We start from the raw sequence: 23190 nt of genomic DNA on the forward strand, positions 1-23190 counted from the left end.
CTTGAACAGGCTTGAAAATTTACGAAACCGAATAATATGCACATAACAAAACGGACGCCTATGAAAGGCGTCCGTTTCGGTTAAAATCATCCACGAAAATCATTTGCGGTAACGCAATGAATTCTCCGTTTTGATTTCTTAGCGTTTTTTAGGAGCGATAGCGTGGATCGGGTTACCCAGAACCAGTTCAGCCGCTTCCATCACGATTTCGCCCAGTGTCGGGTGAGCGTGAATAGTCAGAGCCAGATCTTCAAGAGTTGCGCCCATTTCCACAGCCAGACCCATCTCAGCGATCATGTTTGTCGCTTCAAGACCTACGATTTGGCTGCCCAGCACGACGCCGGTGCTTTCTTCAGCCACGATTTTCACGAAGCCTTCAGGGTGGTTCAAGGATACGGCACGACCGTTACCGCCATAGCTGAACTTGCCGGCAACAACGTTGAAGCCTTTTTCTTTTGCTTCTTTTTCAGTCAGGCCTACGCTCGAGCATTCCGGATCCGTGAAGACTACAGCCGGCATGCACTTGTAGTCGACCACGGACGAATGTCCGGCGATCGCTTCAGCCGCGACTTTACCTTCGTACGAAGCTTTGTGAGCCAATGCCAGGCCCGGTACGATATCGCCGATCGCGAAGATGTGCGGGATGTTGGTACGGCCTTGCTGATCGACTTTGATCAGACCGCGCTCGTCGAGTTCAAGTTCAATCAGGTCCAGACCCAGTTCGCCATCGGTGTTCGGACGACGTCCAACCGTTACGAGCAGGTAGTCAGCCGTGATTTCTTGCGACTCTCCCCCAACGGAGAATTTCACGGTAACGTCTTTGTCTGTTTGCGTTGCACTTTCAGCTTTGGCATTCGCATGGATCTCGATGCCGTTTTTCTTCATGGTTTTCGAAACGAGGTTCGTCATATCTTTGTCGAAGCCTGGCAGCACGCTGTCCAAACCTTCGATGATCGTAACTTTCGTTCCGAACTTCGCGTACATTTGACCCAGCTCGGCACCGATATAACCGCCGCCGATTACGACGAGGCTTTTCGGAATTTCAGGCAGGTTCAACGCTTCTGTCGAAGACAGAATGCGTCCGCCGAACGGGAAAGGCTTCAGTTCGATCGGACGGGAGCCCGTAGCGATGATGCAGTTCTTGAAACGGTAGCGCGGCGATTCGTGATCGTTGAATACGCGTGCTTCGTTTTGGTTGATGAACATGCACTCGCCGTTGAAGACTTCAACGTTATTGCCTTTGAGCAATCCGCTTACGCCGTTCGTCATTTTTTTGACGACGCCGTTTTTGAACTCTTGAGTTTTAGCGAAGTCGACTTTAACGTCGGTTGCCGTTACGCCGAAAGCATCGCCGTGCAGCGCATTTTCATAGCTGTGCGCAGCCGAGATCAGAGCTTTGGAAGGGATACAACCACGGTTGAGGCAGACACCGCCGAGCTCGGCTTTGTCCACGATCAGAACCTTTTGTCCCAGTTGAGCGGCACGGATAGCGGCTACATAGCCGCCGGGTCCCGCACCGATTACCAATGTGTCAATATCCAGGGAAGCGTCTCCTACTACCATTGTTTATACCTCCATTACCATCAACTCGGGATTAGCGAGAAGGGATTTAAGATAGTTCATGCAGTTTTGCGCAGTCGCGCCGTCGATCAGACGGTGGTCGAAGCTCAAGGACAGAGCCATCATTGGAGCAGCTACGATTTCGCCGTTTCTTACGATGGCTTTTTCGCTGATACGGCCGGTTCCGAGAATTGCAACTTCCGGATAGTTAATGATCGGCGTGAAGAACATGCCGCCCGCGGAACCGATGTTCGTGATGGAGATCGTGCTGCCTCTCATCTCGTTCGGGGCAAGCTTGCCTTCGCGACCGCGTTTTGCCAGATCGCTGATCGACTCGGCAATCTTGAATACGCTCTTGCGGTCGGCGTCTTTGATAACAGGCACGATCAGACCGTTTTCGGTGTCTGTTGCAATACCGATATCGTAGTGTTTCTTGTAAACGATCTCGTTGGCAGCTTCGTCGATCGAAGCGTTCAAAGCCGGGAATTCGCGAACTGCGGCAACCAGGGCTTTTACGATGAATGGCAGGTAAGTAACCTTAACGCCTTTCTTCTCGGCCAATGGTTTCATGCGAGTACGGAAAGCAACCAGTTCGGTTACATCGACTTCGTCCATGATTGTAACGTGCGGAGCTGTATAAGCCGATTTAACCATCGCATTCGAAATCGCTTTGCGGATACCTTTAAACGGCACGCGCTCTTCGTCGGCCGCTGCCGGAACAGCTGTAGGCGCTGCTGCTGCTTTTGCAGGAGCTTCTGCTTTCGCTGCTGCGGGAGCTTCGCTTGCCGCAGCGGCTGGAGCCGATGCCGCCGCTGGTGCTTGGCCGCCGTTTTTCTTGAAGTTCTCTACGTCTTCACGCGAGATTTTGCCGTTTTTGCCCGTACCTTGTACTTGGCCCAGTTCTACGCCTTCTTCGCGAGCGAATTTGCGTACGCTTGGCGTTGCCAGAACTTCGCGGTTCGGAGCTCCCGAAGTCGAAGCGGCTGCAGGAGCCGATACCGGAGCTTTCGCTTCGGCCGCCGGAGCGGATTCTTCGATCGTTTCCGAACCTTCAGGCAGTTCGCCTTCCACTTCGATGATCGCAACGATGTCGCCTACGTGGTGAGTTTCACCGTCGGCTACGCGAACTTCGAGAACCGTTCCGTTTACCGGACAAGGTACTTCGACGACCGCTTTATCGTTTTGAACTTCCATGATGATATCGTCGTCAGTGACTTTGTCTCCGGCTTTGATATGCATCTTAACGATTTCGCCTTCGTGCAGGCCTTCGCCAAGTTCCGGGAACTTGTAGGCGAATTTGTTGCTGCCGGAAGCAGAGCCTTGCGATGCCGAAGGATCAGCCGTTGCAGGGGAAGCAGCAGCGCTTGTATCCGCTCCGCCTACGGCTGCATTCGCTTCTTGGGCAGCGTCAGCTTCAGGTGCGCTTTCCGAACCTTCCGGCAGTTCGCCTTCAGCTTCGATGATCGCAATGATGTCGCCCACGTGGTGAGTTTCACCGTCTGCCGCGCGAACTTCGAGAACCGTTCCGTTTACCGGACAAGGTACTTCAACGACCGCTTTATCGTTTTGAACTTCCATGATGATATCGTCGTCAGTGACTTTGTCTCCGGCTTTGATGTGCATCTTGACGATTTCGCCTTCATGCAGGCCTTCGCCGAGCTCTGGGAATTTATATTCAAATTTTGCCACGTTGCATTACCTCCTTCTGGATATCGCTAATTAAAATTCAAGAACCTTTTTAACGCTTGTAATAATACGCTCCGGTGTTGGCAGCCATGCATCCTCGATTTGCGCAAATGCGTAAACCGTATCCGGAGGAGTCACGCGCAGGACGGGAGCTTCCAGGTGAAGAATCGCTTTTTCGTTGATTTGCGCAATAACTTCAGCGGCTACGCCGGAAGTCTTTTGAGCTTCTTGAACAACGATCGCGCGGTTCGTTTTCTTGATCGAAGCCACGATCGTGTCGATGTCGAGCGGGTTCAGGGTACGCAGGTCGATGACTTCAGCTTGAATGCCCTCTTTTTCGAGTTGCTCAGCTGCTTTCACCGAAGTGTGTACGCACATGCCGTAAGTGAGGATCGTGACGTCCGAACCTTCGCGAACAACATTGGCTTTACCCAGTTCTACCGTGTACTCGCCTTCCGGCACTTCAGCACGGAATGCATGGTACAGGTTCAAGTGTTCCATGAAGAAAACCGGATCGTTATCGCGGATCGCGGAGATCAACAGACCTTTTGCATCGTAAGGGTTCGAAGGAACGACAACTTTAATGCCCGGGCTTTGAACCAACAGACCTTCAAGTGCGTCCGTGTGCAGCTCAGCCGCTTTGACGCCACCGCCGAAAGGCGTACGGAAAACGATCGGCGAGTTGTAGCGACCGCCCGAACGGTAACGCATGCGTGCCGCTTGAACGATCATTTGGTCAAGAGCTTCGAAGATGAAGCCGACGAATTGAATTTCGGCGATCGGACGGAAACCTTGCACGCCCAGACCGACAGCCATGCCGCCGATTGCGGATTCAGCCAGCGGAGTATCGAATACGCGCTCTTCGCCGAATTCTTTTTGCAGCCCTTCTGTTACACGGAATACGCCACCAACGTTACCTACGTCTTCACCGAAGATCAGAACGTTCGGATCACGCTTGAGTTCCACACGCATTGCGTCGCGGATTGCTTCTTTCATATTCATTTGTGCCATTGCTACATTTCCTCCTTAACGTTACGTTCAATGGATACCGCTCTATATGCATTTGAAGCTTGTATGCGCAGGTAAAAGGTTCGGTTGAGTGCCGCCGGGGCACTCAGCCGGAACCGATTCTTTTATTGGAAGTCCGCTTTTTGCTCTTCCAGGTGTTTAGGTGTATGTTCGAACATGGAATCGATCAGGCCGGAAACAGTCATTTTCTCTGTTTTCTCTGCCTTTTTGATTTGTTCGGCTACGGTTTCTTTGGCTTCTGCTCTTACGCGTTCCGTGTCTTCCGCAGTCCAAAGGCCTTTTTTCTCCAGGTATTTCGCAAGACGAGTGATCGGATCTTTCTCGCTCCATTGTCCTTCTTCTTCCTTCGTACGGTACTTGGAAGTATCGTCGGAAAGGGAGTGCGGCTTAAAGCGGTAAGTTACCGCTTCGATCAATGTCGCGCCTTCGCCGTTGCGTCCGCGCTCGGCAGCGTCTTGAACCGCTTTGATAACGGCAAATACGTCCATGCCGTCGATTTTAACGCCTTTGATGCCTGCTGCAACCGCTTTGTGAGCGATCGACAGTGCAGCGGTTTGCTTCGCGAACGGGGTCGTGATCGCATAACCGTTATTTTGCACGAAGAAGATTACAGGCAGTTTGTACACGCCTGCGTAGTTCAGGCCTTCATAGAAGTCGCCTTCCGACGAACCGCCGTCACCTGTATAAGTGATCGCGACTTGTTTTTGCTTTTTCAGTTTGAAGCCCATAGCGATGCCCATCGCGTGCAGGATTTGTGCACCGATGATGATTTGCGGCATCAGAACGTTAACGCCTTCCGGAATTTGTCCGCCGTGTTGATGACCGCGGGAATACAGGAAAGCTTGGTACAATGGAAGACCGTGCCATACGAGTTGCGGAATATCGCGGTAACCCGGGCAAACGAAATCTTCTTTTTGCAGAGCGAACTCGCTGCCTACCATTGTTGCTTCTTGACCGGAAACCGGTGCGTAGAAGCCGAGACGTCCTTGACGTCCCAGGTTGATTGCTCTTTCATCCCAAGTACGGGTAAAGACCATACGACGCATAACTTCTTTCAGTTGGTCGTCAGTCAATTCTGGCATCAATGCTTCGTTAACAATTTCGCCATCCGGCGAAAGAACGGAAAGAGCTTCAACGTCTTCCGTATACACTTCATAAGGAACCTTGCTCATTATTTTTCACCCCAATAAAAAATTTGAATATCATGTCCCTCTGTTATATCATTATTATACACCTGTTGCATAGCCGAGTCAAAGAAATTAAGCATATTTGTTCATTAATTTCTTGTGTTGTATATATAACAGGACTAGTATATTAGTATAACAAAAAGGGATTTCCGAACGTTCTGCGTCTTTTCGTCCGCACAAATCCAATCTTACCGCATTCTCGCCTGCCCTGTAAAGCGCATGCAAAACCAGCGATCAAACTTGTAAAAGGAGAGAACTTCCATGACAGATTCCCGCTACCTTAAACGCACCATTGTGAAAGAAGTCATTGCGAGCAGTTTTTTAAATGAAGAAAGAACGCTTCGAATTTATCTGCCACCCGGCTATAACGAGGTGCTTAGCTATCCTGTTGTCTACTGCCAGGACGGTGAAGAGTTTTTCAATTTCGGTCGGATTGCCACCTATGCCAACCAACTCATTCTGGATGAAGGCGTAGAACCTTTCATTATAGTAGGGATCGAAGTGGACGTAAAAAAGAGAACCGCTGAATATGCTCCGTTCGGAGATCGTCATGAAGCTTACGTGCGCTGTATCATGGAAGAAGTCATTCCGTTCGTCGAGCAAAAGTACCGCGCGCGCGAAGATGATCGCATTTTGGCCGGAGATTCATTAGGCGGTTCGATGTCCCTCCATCTATCCCTGTTATATCCGGGCGAGTTCCCTCGTATTATCAGCCTTTCGGGTGCTTATTATGGAGAGTCGCAGGAGATCATTGCGCGCGAGTCCGACTTGAGTTGGCTCGACACCTACATGATCGTAGGGTTGCAGGAGGATGAATACGAGACGGATCACGGAACCTTCGACTTCGTCGACCTCAACCGCCGAACCCGCGATCTGCTGCAAGACCGCGGCGCAACCGTACGCTACGCGGAAAAGGAAGGCAAGCATCTCTGGGGATTTTGGCAGAAAGAACTTCCGGACGCACTCATGTATTTTTTAACCCATTAAAGGAATCGCAACGCTTAATTTTTTGTCAATCTTGCAAACTCGGTTGCTAAATTCATTGTGCATTCGCTGCCGGCGCGGATTTAAAGTATCTTTTGCCGCTTCATTTGATGTCTTTGCGTATACGCGCGGATTCGTTATACTGAAGAGCAGCGATACCGAGTTGCCTTCCGCATTTATTCAGCTTACGCAACCGGCACGCCTCATCCTTTACTTATGAAAAGAGGGTTTGTATTGACTGCCAAACGAGTTGTTATCGTCTCCGGTGGATCATGGACCGACGATTACCTGAAATATATCAGCGCTGGCGATCTGCTCATCGGAGCGGATCGCGGCGCCTTGTTATTGATCGAGCACGGATTAACGCCAGATATTGCTGTAGGAGATTTTGATTCCGTCTCCCAAGAAGATGCCGAGCGAATTCGTTCAGCCAGCATCAGAACGGAGTCCTGCGATCCGGTCGACAAAAATTATACGGACACCGAGCTTGCTTTTGAATTGGCTTTGGATCAACGTCCCTCGGAAATCGTCATGCTGGGCGTAACAGGCGGACGAATGGATCATACGCTGGCCAATGTCCAGCTATTGATTCGCGCATTGCACCATCAAGTCGTCTGCACGATTCGAGATGCCAACAATTACATCCAACTGACAAGCAGCCGGCTTACAGTAGAAAATCACGGATTTACATACATATCCCTAATTCCGGCTACGATGGAGGTCAGCGGCGTAACGCTTCAAGGCTTTGAGTATCCGTTAACCAATGCCACGCTTCGACAAGGACAATCGCTGGCGGTGAGCAACAAGCTTGCCGGCTCCACCGGCACGGTATCGATCGAAAGCGGATTATTATTCGTCATTCAAAGTCGGGATTAAAAGCGCTACATTCGCCTATTGGAAGCATAAATTAAAAAGCACCACGCCTTTCCCGTTCGCGGGTATGGGGCTGGTGCTTTTATCATCTTAAGAAGGCTTGGCAGGTTTCATTTGTTTAGAAAAAGAATACGTAGACCTTGGCTACTCATTCGTTATATAGTCTAGTTGCGGGCACCCTTTTATGTTTTCTTGGATAGGGCGACTCAATTCCCAGACACTTATTTCGGTCAGAGAAAGGCGGATTTTATGGACATCGGAAGCAAACTGCGCTATTTGCGCAAAGCACGTCATTTATCTTCGGTGGAGCTTGCCCAACGGGCGAACGTCTCCCAATCCTCGATCAGCGACATTGAATGCAATCGGCGCTCGCCGAGACTCAATACACTGAGCAGTCTCAGTCGAGCACTGGGTCTCCCCCTTTCCGAACTGCTGCCCGTCGACGACCTGCTGGAACATCCGTTAAAAGAAGAAGAACGCGAAATCCTCGATTTGTTCAGCCGAATGAACGAATCCCAGCAAAAGCATCTGTTAGAGCTTCTCAGAAGCTTTTCCTCAAAAAAAAACTAACACTACCTACCAATCAATCATGATCACAGCTTAATTCCGGACCGGGAAATAGCCGGATCTGGCCGCGTCTTTCTCGTTCTCGAATCGTTCTTCGACTTTCGCGGGCAGCCGCGCAGGGTCGCGTGAGTAATATCTGATTCCGGTAGACGGATCAACAGATCCATAGATCACTTTTTTCTTCTTCAGCATGCCCCCGCCGAAGGAATAGTTGTTGTACTGTTGGTCGCCGACGGGGATTCCCTGAATGAACGCGACGATTCCGATATCATCGATCCCGTTATCCCACTCTTCCTGCGAAATTTGCGGCAATGTGAACAGGTAATCGATTCCGTAGCGCGTCGCATATTGATTATGTCGATTGATCACATAAGCAAGGTCGTTCTGGATCGCATTGATGATGGTTTGCCGACGAATAGTCTCGAAAGCCGCACCGTCTCTCAATAAAGGGATTTGCGTAGAAGCAACCACTTCCGCTCGCTGTCCCTGAACCCAACGCAAGGAGCTGCGGTCATACGTTTTCACGAATCCATCCAGCGAAAAATTCACGATATTCCCTTGCGTATCCGCGTACGAGTAGGGCTTCTTCGGCGACCATACCAACCTCATCTGTGCCTGACCGCCCGAATCCACAAATTGCTCGGTTGCATAAATGTAATAACCGTCATAGTCGATCACTGCGACTGCCGGTATGTAACCTGCAAGCGCTCCGATCGCAACCGCATCGCCGTCCACATTAAAGTTCAAAGCCAGTGTTCGATAGAAAGCCTCTACAGCGCGTTCTTTATTTGCCCGAAAAAACTTTTTCGATCCGTAACCGGGTTCATACTTCTGATCGACCGTCTCGTTCAGCATATATGCCGCATCCTGAATCGCCGTTTTCGTAACCAAATTATACCGATCGGTCAGCCGCATGACTTTATCCAGATCATCCAGGCGCATTGACGCAATTTGAAAAAAGGGCGAAAAGATCAGTACGAAAATAATCGCAAAACTAGTAATCTTCATGCAGAACCATTCCTTCGTAGTTCATCAGAACCGTCGAATTTTCTTGGGTATTGTCACTCATTAGAAAATCCCATAATTGCGTAGCCGCAGTCCGATTTTTATTCGTCATCTGAATGCCGATATAATCGCCGACCTGCATAGTATAACGCCGACTCGGATCATCCGAAGGCAGCGTGCCATCGGGAAACAATACGGCAAGGATCTGTTGATTGTAAAATCCGGAATAGTAAGTCGTGAAGCTATTTTGAAAAGTAACGGGGTTAGCGGGATCGCTGTAATCCGGACTGGTTTGCTTATGCAAATGTTCCAGTTCCACTTCATACTGATTGCCTGTTGCCGCCAGTTGAGCGTTGAACTCTTTATACATTTGCGGTGTGATATATCCCTTCGTTCTCGCACTATCAATAAAATGCGTCGCCGCGCTCTGGATCACAATGTTTGCAATTTTATCCTGACTTCTGGCTTGCTCATATAATGGGTACATGAACAAAAGCAAAACAGCCAACAGAGCAGCGAATATGCCGGTTACATATTTCATGTTTTAGCCCCTAAATACGATTTTGATTAAACTTCCGGCGGCGTCTCTCTCGTAAGTCGCTCGGTACTTTTTGCTTAAATCAACCCGGCTTGGGTCAAAGTTCTCATAAGTTCCTGTTCGTATATAAAGCACGCCGTTAACTTCAACATTCATATCATTTTCTTGAATACTGCGAATGATGTTCACGATGGCAGCTCCCGTATACGTCTCTTCTCCGGGAACAGCAAGCGCAGCCTTAACTTTTCGATCTTGATCCGTCTTCAACGCATAAGCGATCCGTGTTCCGTGTTCGATCGATTGAATCGCATTCACCGTGTATGTACACGCCCCGATGAACAGGAAAAACACAGCAGCCAGTACCATAAAACTCCTCGCATTGCTCATTTTGTTCTCCCAACCGGGCAGCAGCCCTCCGACCAGGCCGGAAGGCTGCTGAGTCCCTTTGCTCTATTTCGTTTGAGTAAACACGATACCGCGAACCATATTATTAGCGTCACGAACAACCGAGGACTTAAATTTACCCGATGGGTTAATAAAGTTGTTGTCCGCTTCATTCAGGGCTGGCGACAACGTCGTATTATTCGTATCCCCTGTAATGATTCCGGTTGTTTGGTTGAACTGGCTGCCGTAGTAAGTCGATCCGCCTTTACCCGTTTGAACGTACACGCCAAATTGAGCCTCATTGTTATACTGACGGACCGCGTTCATAACTTGGCTACCGGACAACGTCGTGTTCTCATAGATATTGAAGCGAGTCTGCGACAATTGCGTCTGAATGGTAGAAAATTGAGTTTGGCCTTCTTTTGCAGCGTCTTGCGAAGAAATGAAAATGACGACCACCGTTGTGATCAGCGCGAGCGTCAGAAAAATTCCTGCTGCCAATTTCAAACCCGAAGTTGCATTGCTTCCCATAATAAATAGTCCCCTTTAAAACGAATTTTGGTTGATTGTTTTTAAATTTGGCCCAGTTGCGTAATCAGATCCTTCATCTGCATGAACGATACGTACAGGAACGGAACGATGATGTAAGCACCAAGCATAAACATCACAGGCGCAAATCCTATATCCCTGCCCCAGTTCGCTTTGCTTTCGATCAGACGATCCATCGTTTCTTTTTTCTGTTCCCGGTAATACTCTTGCTCCATTTCCAAATCGTCGAAGGCTTCTTGAATCGAAATACGCTCCAGCGCATTTTCCAAACGTTCGATCATTCGAACAAAAGACGGGAACGGAGCCTCAGTCTTCAACTGTCGTAACGCAGCCGCAGAACCGCTATCATAATCAAGCAAGCAGCGCTGCAGCGCGGGTTTGAAAATGATTCCGAAGCGCTCCATCCATTCCAGAATATTTTGCACGCTCATCCGGTCGAATTGGCTCAGAATCGAGATCAACATCCGAAATTGATCGACTTCGTTCTGCATTTCCATTCCGCGAATCCGACGTTGAAATTGCATGATTCCCAGCGGAACAAAGTAAACGCCGATACCTGCCGCAACGGCGGTCAATACTTCCCACCATTTCAGATACTCGCTGTCCGCCTGACTAAGCTTTTCCACGATCCGCGTTGCCATTTCATTTTGTTGAACATCGCTCAGCGCGGAAGCAGCGGATTCTCTGACGAGGCTTCGTACCTCAGCTTCCCAACCGGACTTACCTGCATCAATCTCTTGCATGATCCGTCTGTCGAAAGAAGTTCGTTCCTCAGCTTCCCGGCGCTCCGCGTCATCAATCCGACCCAACATCAGTCCGCCTTTGAGATAGGTTGGCGAATTCCAGATTCGTTCGACCTGACTGATATGCGCCGAGACAAACATACCCGAGACAAAAAGGACAGCACACAGCGACAGCAGCAAACGTCTTACGGTTAACCATTCAATCATGAGCGGCGAATTGGATTCTTTGATCAGCCGCGATAGACTGTAATGCGCCTTCGTATGTTTCTGAGGCACGAACCGGTCAACGACAAAACGAATCGGCCGATATTCATACAGTTTCTTTTCCCAACGAATGCCGCCCGACTTCGGTGTATACCGAGACTCTTCCGTTTCGGCCAGCTTGCGGATCAGCACATATGCGGCAATCGCTACCGCGTATAGCAGCAGCTTGGCCGCCAAGCCGATCCGCCCTTCGTAAAATTCGCCCATGACCGGAAAATACGTCTCGGCCCAGCGTTGAAGAGGGAAGGACAACAAAATCGGTGCCAATGCAATGACCGTCAAGCTGTTCAGCTGATAACTCAAACGGTTTCTGCGCAGCAGGTCGAAATTAATATCTTGAACGAATTTGCTGATTGCATTCAGGTATAATGAACCTTTGGCCGTCGTTTTGTCGCCGTATTCCATAATCATGCGTGCGATGCCGGTAAATACTTTCAAGTAACGATTGGGAGCGACTTCATAGTAGGCCGCCAAGCTGCGATCCGGATCTTTGGCTGTCAGTACGCCATGCATCCGTTCACCGTGCAGCTTCATGTCATGACCGGATAACTGCGCGGCTTCATAGATTGCCTCATCTGCCATGCGGGTTGCTTGAAATTGATGCCGATTATCCTCCAAAAAGTCGCGAAAATCCTTCAACAAGCGATTCTCTACGCGATGCACGAACAGATCGATAAGCATCCCGTTCAAGACCAGACAGCCAATCATGCCCAGGAGCACAACAGACACACTTCGCCCGAATAATGCAAGAGCCAAGATCAACCCGACGACAATCAGTAAAACCGAATATGTGATCTTCATCGTTTCTTTGCGAATAGTCAGTTCATCATATGGACTGATCACCGCAAGCCGTTGACGGATTCGACGTACTTGACCGCGAAAGATCGGAATTTGCGCGGAACGAACATAGGAACGTTGATAGAAGCGATTGAGCTTCGGGTTTTCCTTCTTTATCCCGGGCTGGCGGTTCATCCAACTGGTGATCGTCTCTTCCTGAACGCCGCTTTTCTTACGCAGCTGCCGGAGAATAATCCACAGCACAATCGGCACGACGTACAATGCGGAAGCCAGGATAATCAGCAATTTCACGCTCATGCCGACTCACTCCCCCAGTACCGATCCAGAAAGGCACGAAAATCAGCGGCGTCCTCCCTTGACATGTTGCCTGCCATCAGTTCGACTTTTCGAGAAGTAGGACGATGTACCGGGACATACCTACCATCCCGGAATTCAATGATATTTCTGGCTTCGAACGTACGTCCCGTTAAGCGTCGATAGTAATGTAGATTGGCACGGGCCAACACTTTAATCGCCGATGCCTCATCCAACTCTCCGTCCAACTTTCCTGCAAGTTGGGCAAACCCTTGCTCGTCGGGATCCAGCACGACGCATTCCGTCAACCGTTCGATATACCGGGTACCGTCACGCTCTTTTTCCAGATGCACATCGAACGCAATAACGCTGGCTACCTGCTCCTCGGCGATCCGTTCGTTCTGAAACGTTCCCGTCTTAAGCAATGAGTTTCGCAGCGACCAGACTAGGTCTTTCATCGTTTTGGCATGATGACTGAAAACCGTGAACTTACTGGCAACTTGCGACATCTGAACAGCCCAGGCCGCAACGGGATCCGTCGCGACTTCCCCGAGAATGTTAACCGTACCGTCGGTCTTTTTTTGGAGATCCAAGCCTTCCTGACCGCTGATTTTGTCTGTCTCGCGAAAAGCCAGCGTATTGCGTTCCGGATAAAGCCTGCGCAAATGCAGCTCGAACGCCAATTCCTGAATCCGCAGATTGAACGTTCCGTAGATCGACTTGACCATCGCCATAAGCAGCGTCGTCTTACCCGAACCTTGCTCGCCGGTCACGGCCGTTACCTGAGCGCCTTTCATCAGATAATCCAGCATTTTCATCGGCAGTTCGGCGCCTTTCACCTGTTCGGAAGCCAGCAAACGCTCCAAGCTCAGATTCGGCAAATCAAATTTACGCACAAAGAACGCCCAGCTTTCGGAAAAAGGCGGCCTTACCACGACAACGCGCGAACCGTCCTGCATTTCATTGACCATATAAGCCTTGGCTTCGGAAAGCTGTCCGGGACTTCCGAATTTGTAAATATTCTGACAGACTCGCTTCAACTCCAGATCGCTGCCGAATCCGAGGAATGCCAAACGAATCGATTTGCCTCGGTAAAAAATCCAGATGCTATCGCAGCCGTGCGGTCCTTTTTCCCGCATGGATCGCATCAATTCAACTTCATGCTCCAACTCTTGCATATTGGCAGGCAGGCCGGAGACCCCGCCCGAGACGCCGTCAATGGTCTGATCCCGCAACTCGTCGATGGGTCCAAAACCCTTATACTGCTGATACACACGTTGAACGACGATTTGCAGCTTGTCATCGAACGACAATCTCGGTGCTTCAAGAGCATAGATATCGCGAATCTCTTCAGGCGTAATGATGTACGACTCCGTCTCGCCGTTTTCGATAATGGATTTCAATTCTGCCAAGCGATGCTTTTCGATCAGTTGACTCAAGCCCTGCATGCCATGCTCCAATTTGTAGGCGTGCAGCAAAATATCAAATTTGTCCTGATCCGTAAGCAGCCGCTCGTCACCGAAAGGCAGCACGCGATCAATCGTCGATTCGTTAATCACCTCTCCGCGCAGAAGCAAGTCGGCAATGAATGATTTGACGTAAGTCTTATCCGCCAAGCTGCCGGAATTGCACATCTTGAGCGAACTTTTCAGTTCAGCCACGACATTTCTTCTACGCTCGAACTCTTCTGCCGATAAGCCGAGGTCCAGCAGATTGGCATTGGTGAATTCATTAATGGCCGCCGTCGCGTAGGACTGAAGCGCCTCGATCGTAAAAAGCTCGGCCTCAAGTTCCCGTGCTCCTTGCGTCATGGGATTTTTACGAAGCATCAGAAGTAGCCACAACAAAATCCCGGCGAGAATCACACAAATCAGCAGCAAATTAATCCAGTCCATGCCTTATGAGGCTCCCTTCGCGGCATCTACGTGTTTCAGTCTGGTGTTGATGCCGATCTCTTCCAGTAACTTTTCCGCAGTCCGACGAACTTCCAACATGAACGGATAATTGTCATGCCGCCGATCCACCGAGCGGCTTCGCGCCATAAAACCTTTGATATCCCCATCATTGATCGCATCTCTAAAGTCAGAACTGTAAGGCACGGTCAATGCAGGCTCGCGTCTTCCGTACTTCCGCAAAATGTTGGCTGCTTTGTATTTGGAACGAGGGTCGTAACCCGAGAATAAGAGCAGTTGCTTTTTGCCATGAAGCTCTTCGGGCCAGCCGTTTCGATTGAAATAACGTTCCAGCATGTCGGCATTCTGCGTGAGACAAACGACGACGAGATCCGCTTCCGAAAGCGCCCGTGCCGCAGCCGGGCTGTCGGTCCCCGAACGGATATCCAGCAAAATGCAGTCGTAGTAGTTTCTTGCGTTGGCATAAATATTTCCGATAAGTCCGCTGGCATTCTCGAATTGCAGCCGATTCATGCGTTCCGAGCCGCTGAGCAAATCCAGGCGATCCCGCTCGATCAGAAGCGCGTTGTTTTTGACCGTTTCCCGTTCCAGCTTGCCGCTGCGAGCCAGACGAACCAAAGCATCCAGTCCGGTTCCGGCATCGGTAGCCAGGTCTCGGCTATATGTATTGATCGAGCGGGAAAAGCCTCGTTCCAGCGTACATTCTTCCCCTTGAGGCTGAGAGACTAACGTACGAATCCGATACTCGCTGCCGATGATCGAAGCGATTGCGGCAACAGAAGAAGTTACGCCTGTTCCATGTCCGATACTCCAAAAAGCGATTTGTCCCATTTCATTTGCTCCTTTCAGCTTTTTTCCACAATTTGCGCGTTTCGCGTTCGTCATTTTCAAGAAGCAACGAGGCAATCCCTTGCACGGTCTTTTTCATTTCTGCGGATACCCCTTTAAGTTTCAGGCTGCTGGAATACTGATTGCCGATTTTGACCGCAAGATCACGTTCATCCGGGTAATAGACCAAGGTTTCTTTCCAATCAATCGGAAAAGCTTCAAATTGTTCATTGATGTAGGCTTCTCCCGGTTCACGCGCACCTTCGATCCATACTTTATGAAAGGCAGATAGTTCGGCAGGCGGCCGCTCCGTAAAAAAGCTTTCCAAGAGTCGAACGCTTCGGCGAACCGAGGTCTGCTCGCATCCCAATACAAGGAATCGCTGCTTCGCTTCCGGCAACTCGCTTAGCCGAAACGGATCATCCGTGTCATACAGAACAAAATCATAGTCCGCATGGGCAAAAGCTTGCTCGCCTCTTGCCGGAATCCAAACTTCAAATCCGTCATACTCCTGCGGTTGGCCCGGAACATCCAACGCCGGATACGAAAATTCGTAACTTCCAAGCGCCGTAGCATCGACAATCAACACGCGCAGGCCACTTTCGGCTAATATTTTGGCTGTATAAAACAGCAAGTCCGTTTTATCGCGATCACCGATAAAAATAGCTCGTTTCACCTGTTATCCTCCTCAATCGCCTACGCTAGCATCGGAGTTATCCGTGAAAACGGGCTCGCCTTCTGCCGCCTCAGCCTCTTGCGTCGTTCCGGTATCCACGCTTTGCTCTTGAATCAGCGAGTTATTTTGCGTACCGGGATTAATCGTGCTCATATTTGCTTTACCGTTCAGATATTTCTGAATATCTTCCGGTGTCAGCAGATCCAATCCGCTTTCCAGCTTCTCGCGCATCCGGCGTTCCAGCTCGGTCTTCGCACGTTCGACGATATTCGGATCGCTTTCAATCAGATCCAGAACACTTGTATTTGCCGGATAGGTAATAGTTGCGGCTTGTTGAAGCCCCGGCTCAACATAGGTCACCGCGTAGATCGAAGCATCGTTCAGATAAGCATCCACAATAGCCGACGATATCGTCAGAATCTCGCGTTCGTTCATCTGCACCCAAATTGTTCCGGAAGCCAGATCCTCGGTACGCTTTTTGGACAATACGATGAAGTCTTCGCCTGTCGGGAATTTTACGCGAACATCGACGAACTCTCCGGCTTGCAGACGGCTCGGCAGCTCGATCAAACGAAACTCTTGGTTACGCAGATCTTTGGGCGTCACTTCGCCTTCGTACAGCATCGACTCGCTGACAGGCGTGTTTTTGGAAAGCGAAACTTTCGCATAACGCCCTATCGCATCTTCCCGGGCGGGCATATCTTCCGGAACTGTCGTTTTAACGACTTCAATCCGGACTAGATCATCCTCCCCGATTGCTTCGCCGGCTTGGATATTACGCGTCAGCGCAAAGACCGGAATGCGCTGTGCATCCATCTCCGCAATCTGCTGTTCATACCCGCTCCGATCAGCCTCGTAATTTTTTTCGATATGGCGTATATAAGGAATGCCCGCCGCAGCGCAGATCAATAACGCTGCCGCTGCTCCCGCCCCCGCAGTCAGCAAGCGCTGACGCTGGCGAAACCTGATTCTTGACATGATTGTTCTCCCTTCATTTCCGTTTATGCCGGTGTTGCTTTTGCAGCTTCAGCTTCGTTTTTCCGCTCTAGCGGAAAACCAGTTTCAAAATGGATCGGCGCCCCTTTCGTGTATAAAGCGAACCGAGGATCGGCTCAAAAGCGTCGCGCAGGTTTCCGTCGAACGGATTCGATAGCGGAGGCAGCGAATAGATTCTTTTGTGACCGAGTCTTCGGCGCATTTCCCGTACGGCCTCCTCAGCAGCAAACGGAAGCACATACGTCCACTTAGGCCTTGCGCGCAGTGTTTCCCGATGAGCAAAAGCGACTAAATCTCCGCTGCGCCATTCGCTTGCGGAACCGACAATCACCGGAGCGTCCGCCCGCAAAAACTCTTCAAAATCACGAGCATCACTGCAAGTTCCAAGATCCAGGACCACGTATCGGTATCCTCTGCTGAAAATATCGGTCAAACGCCCCCGTTCTGCCGAAGGCCAGTAATCGACCCCCCGAATACTGAACATCCGTCGCCCTCTGAGCGGCTCGCCTTCCCATTCCATCGCAATGCGTTCAAAAGCCCCAGACGTTCTGCCCAACTCGACGAGCGCGGTTCGTCCTCCCTCGCGAGCAAGCGTATGCGCAGCAGCAACCGCTATATGCGTGGCTCCGCAACCCTGGAAATTGCCGAGTACCGCAATCGTGGACGTGCCTCCAACACCTGAGGTCAACGGAGCTTCGCCTTCGACAGGTTCAGGCTGAATGATTCGCTTGATATCGCGGATATGCGGATAGCGTTCTTCACGCCGGTAACTCAGCATCCGACGAATCGCAGGCACCAGTGCCGAAGGAAGATCAGGTCGCAGCGCGCGCTGCGCCTCCGGTGTCCATTCGCTAAACCGACCAGCCGTGGAGAGGTACAACAGCATCGCCCCCAACGCATACTGATCGCTGGACGGATCGCTTTGCCCTTCATACTGCTCAGGTGCGGCAAATCCGATCGTTCCGAGCTTCACCGTATCGGCGTTTTTGTCCGGGTTGGCACTTCGCGCAATTCCAAAATCGATCAAACGAATCGTTCCGTCTTCACCGATCATCACGTTACCCGGCTTCAAATCGCGAAAGACGATCGGCGGACTTTGCGTATGCAGATACTCCAACGTTTCGCAAATTCGCAATGTCAGCTCCAAGATGAACGGAATGTCCAGCACACCCCCGGCTCTGCTCGCATAATCGCTCAAATTCGAACCTTCGATGTACTCCATGACCAGAAACACTCGACCTTCGGCATCCGGCGAAAAAAAATCAGCGACCTGAGGCAAACTGCGATGACGCAGCCTGGTCAGCATCTTCGCTTCGTTTTCGATCCTTTCATAATCCGCCGTATCGGCCATCGTCTCCTTAACGGCCCACCACTTGCCCGGAAGCTTGGCGTCGGAGGCCAGATAGACCCGACCCATTCCGCCGCTCCCGAGTACGCGTTCCACCCGGTATCGATCTCCTATTACGGCTCCTCGCTCCAATTTTGGCGGGTAAGGCATGAATTCACCCCTTTTCGGACAAAAAAAGAAAGCACCCCTCGCAAACCAGGTCCTAAGACCGGATTCGTGAGGGATGCTTTCCCTTTCCGTGCATATGATTTTGAAGTCATTATAAGCCTATTGCTTGCTAAGTGTAAAGACCTATTTATTAATATTTAATCATGTAAAGCGTAATTTCTTCGCGATTATGGAACAGTTGCTTCGCACGTTGGACCTGCAAACGCGAGTTTTCGAAGGATGCGATGACCTCTTTGATCAGCGCCATAGGCTTTTTGTGCATAAGCTTGATCGTGACGATAGCCGTACCGCCCGGACTTAATCCATGAAGCAGACCCGACACCAATTGAACCATTAACTTGGGACTCCAACTCATGTCGCATACCAGCAAATCAAACTCGTTATCTTTGAATTTGACTTCGCTTGCGTTTTTACGGATATAGGTCAGGTTCGGCGATTTGAGCAACGACGGATGCAGTTTCGCCGGGTCGATCGCGGTTACCTTCAATCCGCGTTCAAGCAGCAGCGACGTCCATCCGCCGGGAGCCGCACCGATATCCACCGCGCTCCGATAAGCTGAGAGATCCAGCCCGAATTCTCGTTCGGCTTCAAGCAGTTTGAACTTGGCGCGGGACAGTTGTCCTTCTTCGCGACGGAAACGAACCGCTCCTCCGCTCCAGTCCGACAAATTGTCCTCCGGACGCGAAATTCCCGCGTAAATTGCCGAATCCGTCAAATATACCGAGGCAATCCAATCGGCGCTTGCCGTCACGAATTCCGCTTCGGATGCACGAAGCAATTCTTCCAGCCATTCCTTCAACTGCGACGAACTTTCCTCGCCTGCATCAGCGCTTTTTCTCACCTGAAGCGCAACTTTGACGCCTGCTCCCATCACCTTGCTCGACAAAATAAACGAGGCGGCTTCAGCGAGTAATTCTCCGGCATTTTCACCTTCGCGTTCGAATTGAACAGGTTGAATATGACGCAGGAAAATAGGACGACTATCCGAAATTTGTTGTATCGCGTTCTGCTCGGATACGTTCAATTTAACCAAAAGAACTTCACGATCGCTCAATACGCTGCTTTTTACCGAGCCGAAAAGTCGACGAAGCTCTTCCTGTGCATAAGCCGCAAAGTCACGGTTTGCCGTGCAAATGAACAAACTTTCTCCTTGCTCCGGCTCCTGAACTTCTTCTATGTTTTGATTTTCTTGTTCCAACTCGTGCTCACTCAAAATACATTAACCTCCACAAAATCCGCGTATCATATAGGTTTCAACGATACGCGGATTCTCTCTTGTTCGTTATCGTCTTTTTGGTTCGGACCACATGCCGCGCTTCTGCTCTTGTCCGATAAACTCCAGCAAATAAGGCACGGAGTGCATGGCATAAATCGTACGCGGTTCGCCGGGAACGGCCGGATCGAAGATACTGAGCGAGGGCGTGCTGCTAATCCGATAGTTGCGAATAAACTCGGGCGCGAAATTCAGGTCAAGCGCATAAATATCGATTTCCCGGTCCATTTGTTCAATCACGTCCAACATTCTTCGCGCCGCTTTACAGGTTCCGCAAAAAGGCGTATGTCCGAATACGATAACCCGGCGGTCTCTCGCTTCGATCCAGCCTGCCAGTTCGCGTTCAGTCGATTCTCTCATCGGGATTCTTCATTAGCGACTTTTCTGCGGACTTCTTCAGGCATGGAGCCTTTGTGCAAAATCACGTCGTCAGGTTTACCCGCATATAGAGTCTGATACATACTCCGCCGACCGTATTCGCTTGAAGTATGCAAATAAATTTCGCGCGGGAACGTTCCATTCGCCACAATTCGCGCCGCGACTTCGCTGCCGCTCAATTCTCCAGGGCCCATTTCGTGATCCAACGATAAAATGTCCACGTCGCACGCTTTTAGCATTTCCAGGCATTCTTCACCCGTACGCGCCAATGCGAAGCCTTCCGGACAAGGACGCCAGTCGTCCATATACAGATGGATTTTAGGTTTGTTTTCGGTATTCGTCACGTTCTCGCTCCTTCCCGAACGATTCCCCCTATCACGAAAATACGGGAGTTTGCTCGTATTGGCATTGCGGGCAATAGTAAGCTTTTTTACCCGATACATCCATCTTTTCGACTTTCGCTCCGCCTTCGGTGCATGGCTGGCCCTCACGTTCGTAAACGCGGCATTGTGCCAAGTATCCGCCCGTTATCGTATCCTTAGCGCTGAGCGGCGTTTGAATGCAGCCTCCCGCATCGATTGCGGCACTCAGTACGCTTTCCAAAGCTTCGTACAGACGAGCTGCACTCTCCCCGTTAAGTTCCTGTACTTTAACCGAAGGCAGCAGTCCCGCAGCAAAGGCGATCTCATCCGCGTAACGAGGGCCGATTCCGGCTGCCAACTTTTGACCGGTCAACAGGCTGCGGAGCGCTCCGCGACGCTTTTTAAGCTGAGCGACGAACGATTCCGCGGTAAGTTGACGGGAAAACGGATCAGGACCCAGCGTCTTCACCACATCGTCCAACCCGCGTACGGTCATCAGGCGCAATATGCTTGCTTTTCCTGCTACATACAGCGTGCGCTCCCCGAATCCGATCTCCGCTTGAACGACGAACGGCGGTTTTTCATCACCTTCTCCGCAATACAGGGCACCGTCTTTCGCCAAAGCAATCAACAGGCGGTGACCGTTATCGAGGTGGAAAATCAGAAAAGTTCCGCGACGCTCAAGGAAAAGCAAGCTTCTTCCTTCTAAAGCTCCGGCAAATTCCTCAGGTGTAACATCGGTGCTGCGCTCATTGGCCAGATAAACTCGATCAATCGGACGATCAAGGATCCACTGGCCTAGTTGTCTGCGATAATGTTCGATTTCAGGCAGTTCAGTCATCAATCATCGTTCCTTTCTTTTTTAGCTTAACGTTAATACCCATTCCCTTACTTCATGCAAATTGCTCTTGACGAGATCAGGCTCCGCGTCAGCAAGACCTTTGTGGCGCTCCAGATTATGCGGAGTGGTGACGCCCTCATCCGTAAGCAGCAACAGAGAACGACAGCCTGCTTGAGCACCGGCCTTGATATCGGTCATCATGTTGTCGCCAATAATCGTGACCTGCGAAGATCGAGCGCCGAGCCGATTAAAAGCAAAGTTCATTAAAATCGATGAAGGCTTGCCGATCACGACAGGTTGAACTCCGGTCATGGATTGGAGAGCCGCTCCCAACGTACCCGCCCCGGGCATCAGTCCTCCCTCGGAAGGAAGCAGCAGGTCGGGATTCGTTAATACGAACTCTGCGCCAGCCAAAATCAAACGTCCGGCCTGTGCCAATTTTTCATAGGAAAACTCTCGGTCAATCCCCTGCAGGACATAGTCGGGATGACCGTTTTCGCCGGAAAACTCTTTCAGTCCAGCCGCAGATACCGCACCGCGCAACCCGGCTTCCCCGAATATAGCTACAGAAGCCCCCGGCTTACGACCCGCCATATAGGCAGCAGCTGCCATAGAAGAGGTGCAGACCTGTTCAGGCCGCGCAGGAATACCCATTTTGTTCAACCTCAGCGCGACCGTTTCCGGCGCAGCCGAAGAATTGTTGGTTAGAAAAAGAAACGGAATATGACGATCATTCAATGTTGCAATGAGTTCGTCCGCTCCAGGTACCATTCGCTCGCCATGATACAAGGTTCCGTCCAAATCGATCAAGATACAGCTTTGCGTCATATCGCTTCATTCCTTTTCTCATTCTACGCCTTTCGCAGCACGGATCGGATAAGATTGGTGTTCGATCGCAAGCCGCGTATGAGGAAATACGGCTTGCGCTTCTTCTAACAGCGGCTGAAGTTGTTCCAAATCCTTATAACGCGAACTAAAATGGGTCAGAATCAACTCGCCCACTCCCGCTTGCCGTGCAGCTTCCGCAGCCTGAACCGCGGTACTGTGATAATACTTATATGCCAGATCGGCAAATTCGTCAGTGAATGTCGCTTCGTGAACCAACAGATCCGCTCCCGATGCTAACGGATGGATACCCGGAGTCGGACGCGTATCGCCAAGAATCGTGACAATTCGGCCGCGCTTCGGAGGTCCGAGCACCTGTGCGGGTTCAATAGTGCGTCCGTTCACCGTAATGCATTCTCCATTCTTAAGCTTACCGTATTCCGGCCCCGGACGCACGCCCCATTCCTGCAGAAGTTCCATATTTAAGCTGCCCGGACGATCCTTTTCGGTCACACGATAGCCATAGCTCTCGATTCGATGCTCCAAAGCTTCGGCTTCAACCTTGATCTGATCGTCTTCGAACACCAATCCGCCTGAATGTTCCACGATCTCCAACCCGAAGTCGATCCGGCTTTGCGTAGCTCGCAGCGTGGCTTCCAAGAAATCTCTCAGCCCTTGCGGGCCGTATACGGTCAGTGGCGGAGAACCTTCATGCGAAGCCCGGCTGGATAACAGGCCCGGCAGTCCAAAGACATGATCGCCATGCATATGCGTGATAAAAATTTTTTCCAATTTGCCGAGTTTAAGCGGCGAATGCAAAATCTGATGCTGAGTCGCTTCGCCGCAATCGAACAGCCAGGAACAACGCCGTTCCTCCAACATGCGGAGCGCGACGGACGTAACATTGCGCTGCGTGGTCGGCAAGCCCGCATTGGTGCCGAGAAAATAAAGTTCCACAGCCGCACTCCTCCTTCTTTTGACGCCGTCTTGCACGCCGTAAATGCTAATTCAATACCCGAATCCGGATTCGGATAATCGGATTCGTTCGTTTTCCCCGTTAAAATGATGAAGCGAAAAAAAGCCCGCCCGCCGCAGCGGGCGGACGGAATACCGGTTCGCCG

Annotated in this window: 23 protein-coding genes; 3 read left to right on the forward strand and 20 right to left on the reverse strand. The window is 50.7% G+C overall.

Annotated elements, in window-relative coordinates:
• Nucleotides 1-138: 138 nt before the first annotated feature.
• The 4 genes from lpdA to pdhA form a co-directional block, all read right to left on the reverse strand.
• Nucleotides 139-1563: a dihydrolipoyl dehydrogenase gene (gene lpdA, locus HRQ63_RS03440; protein WP_172239124.1), complete on the reverse strand. Its 1425-nt coding sequence runs from the start codon at nucleotides 1561-1563 to the stop codon at nucleotides 139-141.
• A gap of 3 nt (nucleotides 1564-1566) precedes the next feature.
• On the reverse strand, nucleotides 1567-3249 hold the full coding sequence (locus tag HRQ63_RS03445) for a 2-oxo acid dehydrogenase subunit E2 (RefSeq protein WP_172239127.1): 1683 nt from the start codon (nucleotides 3247-3249) through the stop codon (nucleotides 1567-1569).
• Nucleotides 3250-3279: 30 nt separating this feature from the next.
• Nucleotides 3280-4257, reverse strand: a complete 978-nt coding sequence (locus HRQ63_RS03450) for an alpha-ketoacid dehydrogenase subunit beta (protein ID WP_172239129.1) — start codon at nucleotides 4255-4257, stop codon at nucleotides 3280-3282.
• A 122-nt stretch (nucleotides 4258-4379) separates the two neighbouring features.
• Nucleotides 4380-5447 carry a pyruvate dehydrogenase (acetyl-transferring) E1 component subunit alpha gene (pdhA, locus tag HRQ63_RS03455; RefSeq protein ID WP_172239133.1) on the reverse strand — a complete coding sequence of 356 codons (1068 nt, stop codon included), beginning with the start codon at nucleotides 5445-5447 and terminating at the stop codon, nucleotides 4380-4382.
• Nucleotides 5448-5723: 276 nt separating this feature from the next.
• Here pdhA and HRQ63_RS03460 point away from each other — a divergent pair, with 276 nt between their 5' ends.
• The 3 genes from HRQ63_RS03460 (at nucleotide 5724) to HRQ63_RS03470 (ending at nucleotide 7889) form a co-directional block, all read left to right on the forward strand.
• Complete coding sequence (locus HRQ63_RS03460; protein ID WP_172239136.1) at nucleotides 5724-6449, forward strand: alpha/beta hydrolase; 726 nt, start codon at nucleotides 5724-5726, stop codon at nucleotides 6447-6449.
• A 231-nt stretch (nucleotides 6450-6680) separates the two neighbouring features.
• Nucleotides 6681-7322: a thiamine diphosphokinase gene (locus HRQ63_RS03465; RefSeq protein ID WP_172239139.1), complete on the forward strand. Its 642-nt coding sequence runs from the start codon at nucleotides 6681-6683 to the stop codon at nucleotides 7320-7322.
• A 246-nt stretch (nucleotides 7323-7568) separates the two neighbouring features.
• Complete coding sequence (locus HRQ63_RS03470; protein ID WP_172239142.1) at nucleotides 7569-7889, forward strand: helix-turn-helix domain-containing protein; 321 nt, start codon at nucleotides 7569-7571, stop codon at nucleotides 7887-7889.
• 30 nt (nucleotides 7890-7919) lie between these two features.
• Here HRQ63_RS03470 and HRQ63_RS03475 read toward each other — a convergent pair whose 3' ends face one another.
• From HRQ63_RS03475 to rnz, 16 genes are all read right to left on the reverse strand, one after another.
• Nucleotides 7920-8894 carry a hypothetical protein gene (locus tag HRQ63_RS03475; protein ID WP_172239145.1) on the reverse strand — a complete coding sequence of 325 codons (975 nt, stop codon included), beginning with the start codon at nucleotides 8892-8894 and terminating at the stop codon, nucleotides 7920-7922.
• Nucleotides 8881-9432 carry a hypothetical protein gene (locus HRQ63_RS03480; protein WP_172239148.1) on the reverse strand — a complete coding sequence of 184 codons (552 nt, stop codon included), beginning with the start codon at nucleotides 9430-9432 and terminating at the stop codon, nucleotides 8881-8883. Before HRQ63_RS03480 ends, HRQ63_RS03475 begins: the two co-directional genes overlap by 14 nt.
• A 3-nt stretch (nucleotides 9433-9435) precedes the next feature.
• Entirely contained in the window at nucleotides 9436-9816 is a 381-nt protein-coding gene (locus HRQ63_RS03485) for a hypothetical protein (RefSeq protein WP_172239151.1), read from the reverse strand.
• A gap of 63 nt (nucleotides 9817-9879) precedes the next feature.
• Nucleotides 9880-10344, reverse strand: coding sequence for an ABC transporter permease (locus HRQ63_RS03490; RefSeq protein WP_172239154.1), 465 nt, complete (start codon nucleotides 10342-10344; stop codon nucleotides 9880-9882).
• Between the two features lie 41 nt (nucleotides 10345-10385).
• Nucleotides 10386-12464 (reverse strand): hypothetical protein, encoded by a 2079-nt coding sequence (locus tag HRQ63_RS03495; RefSeq protein WP_172239157.1) that lies wholly within the window; start codon nucleotides 12462-12464, stop codon nucleotides 10386-10388.
• On the reverse strand, nucleotides 12461-14356 hold the full coding sequence (locus HRQ63_RS03500; RefSeq protein ID WP_172239160.1) for an ATPase, T2SS/T4P/T4SS family: 1896 nt from the start codon (nucleotides 14354-14356) through the stop codon (nucleotides 12461-12463). The genes HRQ63_RS03495 and HRQ63_RS03500 overlap by 4 nt, the downstream gene beginning before the upstream one ends.
• Nucleotides 14357-14359: 3 nt before the next feature.
• On the reverse strand, nucleotides 14360-15205 hold the full coding sequence (locus HRQ63_RS03505) for a CpaE/TadZ family protein (RefSeq protein WP_172239163.1): 846 nt from the start codon (nucleotides 15203-15205) through the stop codon (nucleotides 14360-14362).
• Between the two features lies 1 nt (nucleotide 15206).
• Nucleotides 15207-15878, reverse strand: a complete 672-nt coding sequence (locus HRQ63_RS03510) for a hypothetical protein (RefSeq protein ID WP_172239166.1) — start codon at nucleotides 15876-15878, stop codon at nucleotides 15207-15209.
• Between the two features lie 12 nt (nucleotides 15879-15890).
• Entirely contained in the window at nucleotides 15891-16856 is a 966-nt protein-coding gene (locus HRQ63_RS03515; protein WP_172239169.1) for an SAF domain-containing protein, read from the reverse strand.
• A gap of 67 nt (nucleotides 16857-16923) precedes the next feature.
• A complete protein-coding gene (locus tag HRQ63_RS03520; RefSeq protein WP_172239172.1) occupies nucleotides 16924-18372 on the reverse strand; it encodes a serine/threonine protein kinase in 1449 nt (482 codons plus the stop codon).
• A gap of 148 nt (nucleotides 18373-18520) precedes the next feature.
• A complete protein-coding gene (locus tag HRQ63_RS03525; RefSeq protein WP_172239175.1) occupies nucleotides 18521-19603 on the reverse strand; it encodes an SAM-dependent methyltransferase in 1083 nt (360 codons plus the stop codon).
• A gap of 69 nt (nucleotides 19604-19672) precedes the next feature.
• The gene (locus HRQ63_RS03530; RefSeq protein ID WP_172239178.1) at nucleotides 19673-20023 is read right to left on the reverse strand and encodes a thioredoxin family protein; all 351 of its coding nucleotides are present in this window, start codon (nucleotides 20021-20023) and stop codon (nucleotides 19673-19675) included.
• Complete coding sequence (locus tag HRQ63_RS03535) at nucleotides 20020-20385, reverse strand: cyclic-phosphate processing receiver domain-containing protein (protein WP_229714052.1); 366 nt, start codon at nucleotides 20383-20385, stop codon at nucleotides 20020-20022. The genes HRQ63_RS03530 and HRQ63_RS03535 overlap by 4 nt, the downstream gene beginning before the upstream one ends.
• Before the next feature lie 31 nt (nucleotides 20386-20416).
• Nucleotides 20417-21244, reverse strand: a complete 828-nt coding sequence (locus HRQ63_RS03540) for an Fpg/Nei family DNA glycosylase (protein ID WP_172239181.1) — start codon at nucleotides 21242-21244, stop codon at nucleotides 20417-20419.
• A gap of 21 nt (nucleotides 21245-21265) precedes the next feature.
• Entirely contained in the window at nucleotides 21266-22072 is an 807-nt protein-coding gene (locus HRQ63_RS03545; protein WP_172239184.1) for an HAD-IIA family hydrolase, read from the reverse strand.
• A gap of 18 nt (nucleotides 22073-22090) precedes the next feature.
• Nucleotides 22091-23026 (reverse strand): ribonuclease Z, encoded by a 936-nt coding sequence (gene rnz / locus HRQ63_RS03550; RefSeq protein ID WP_172239187.1) that lies wholly within the window; start codon nucleotides 23024-23026, stop codon nucleotides 22091-22093.
• Nucleotides 23027-23190: the final 164 nt, after the last annotated feature.

The organism is Saccharibacillus endophyticus (assembly GCF_013185185.1).
Classification (GTDB): Bacteria; Bacillota; Bacilli; order Paenibacillales; family Paenibacillaceae; genus Saccharibacillus; species Saccharibacillus endophyticus.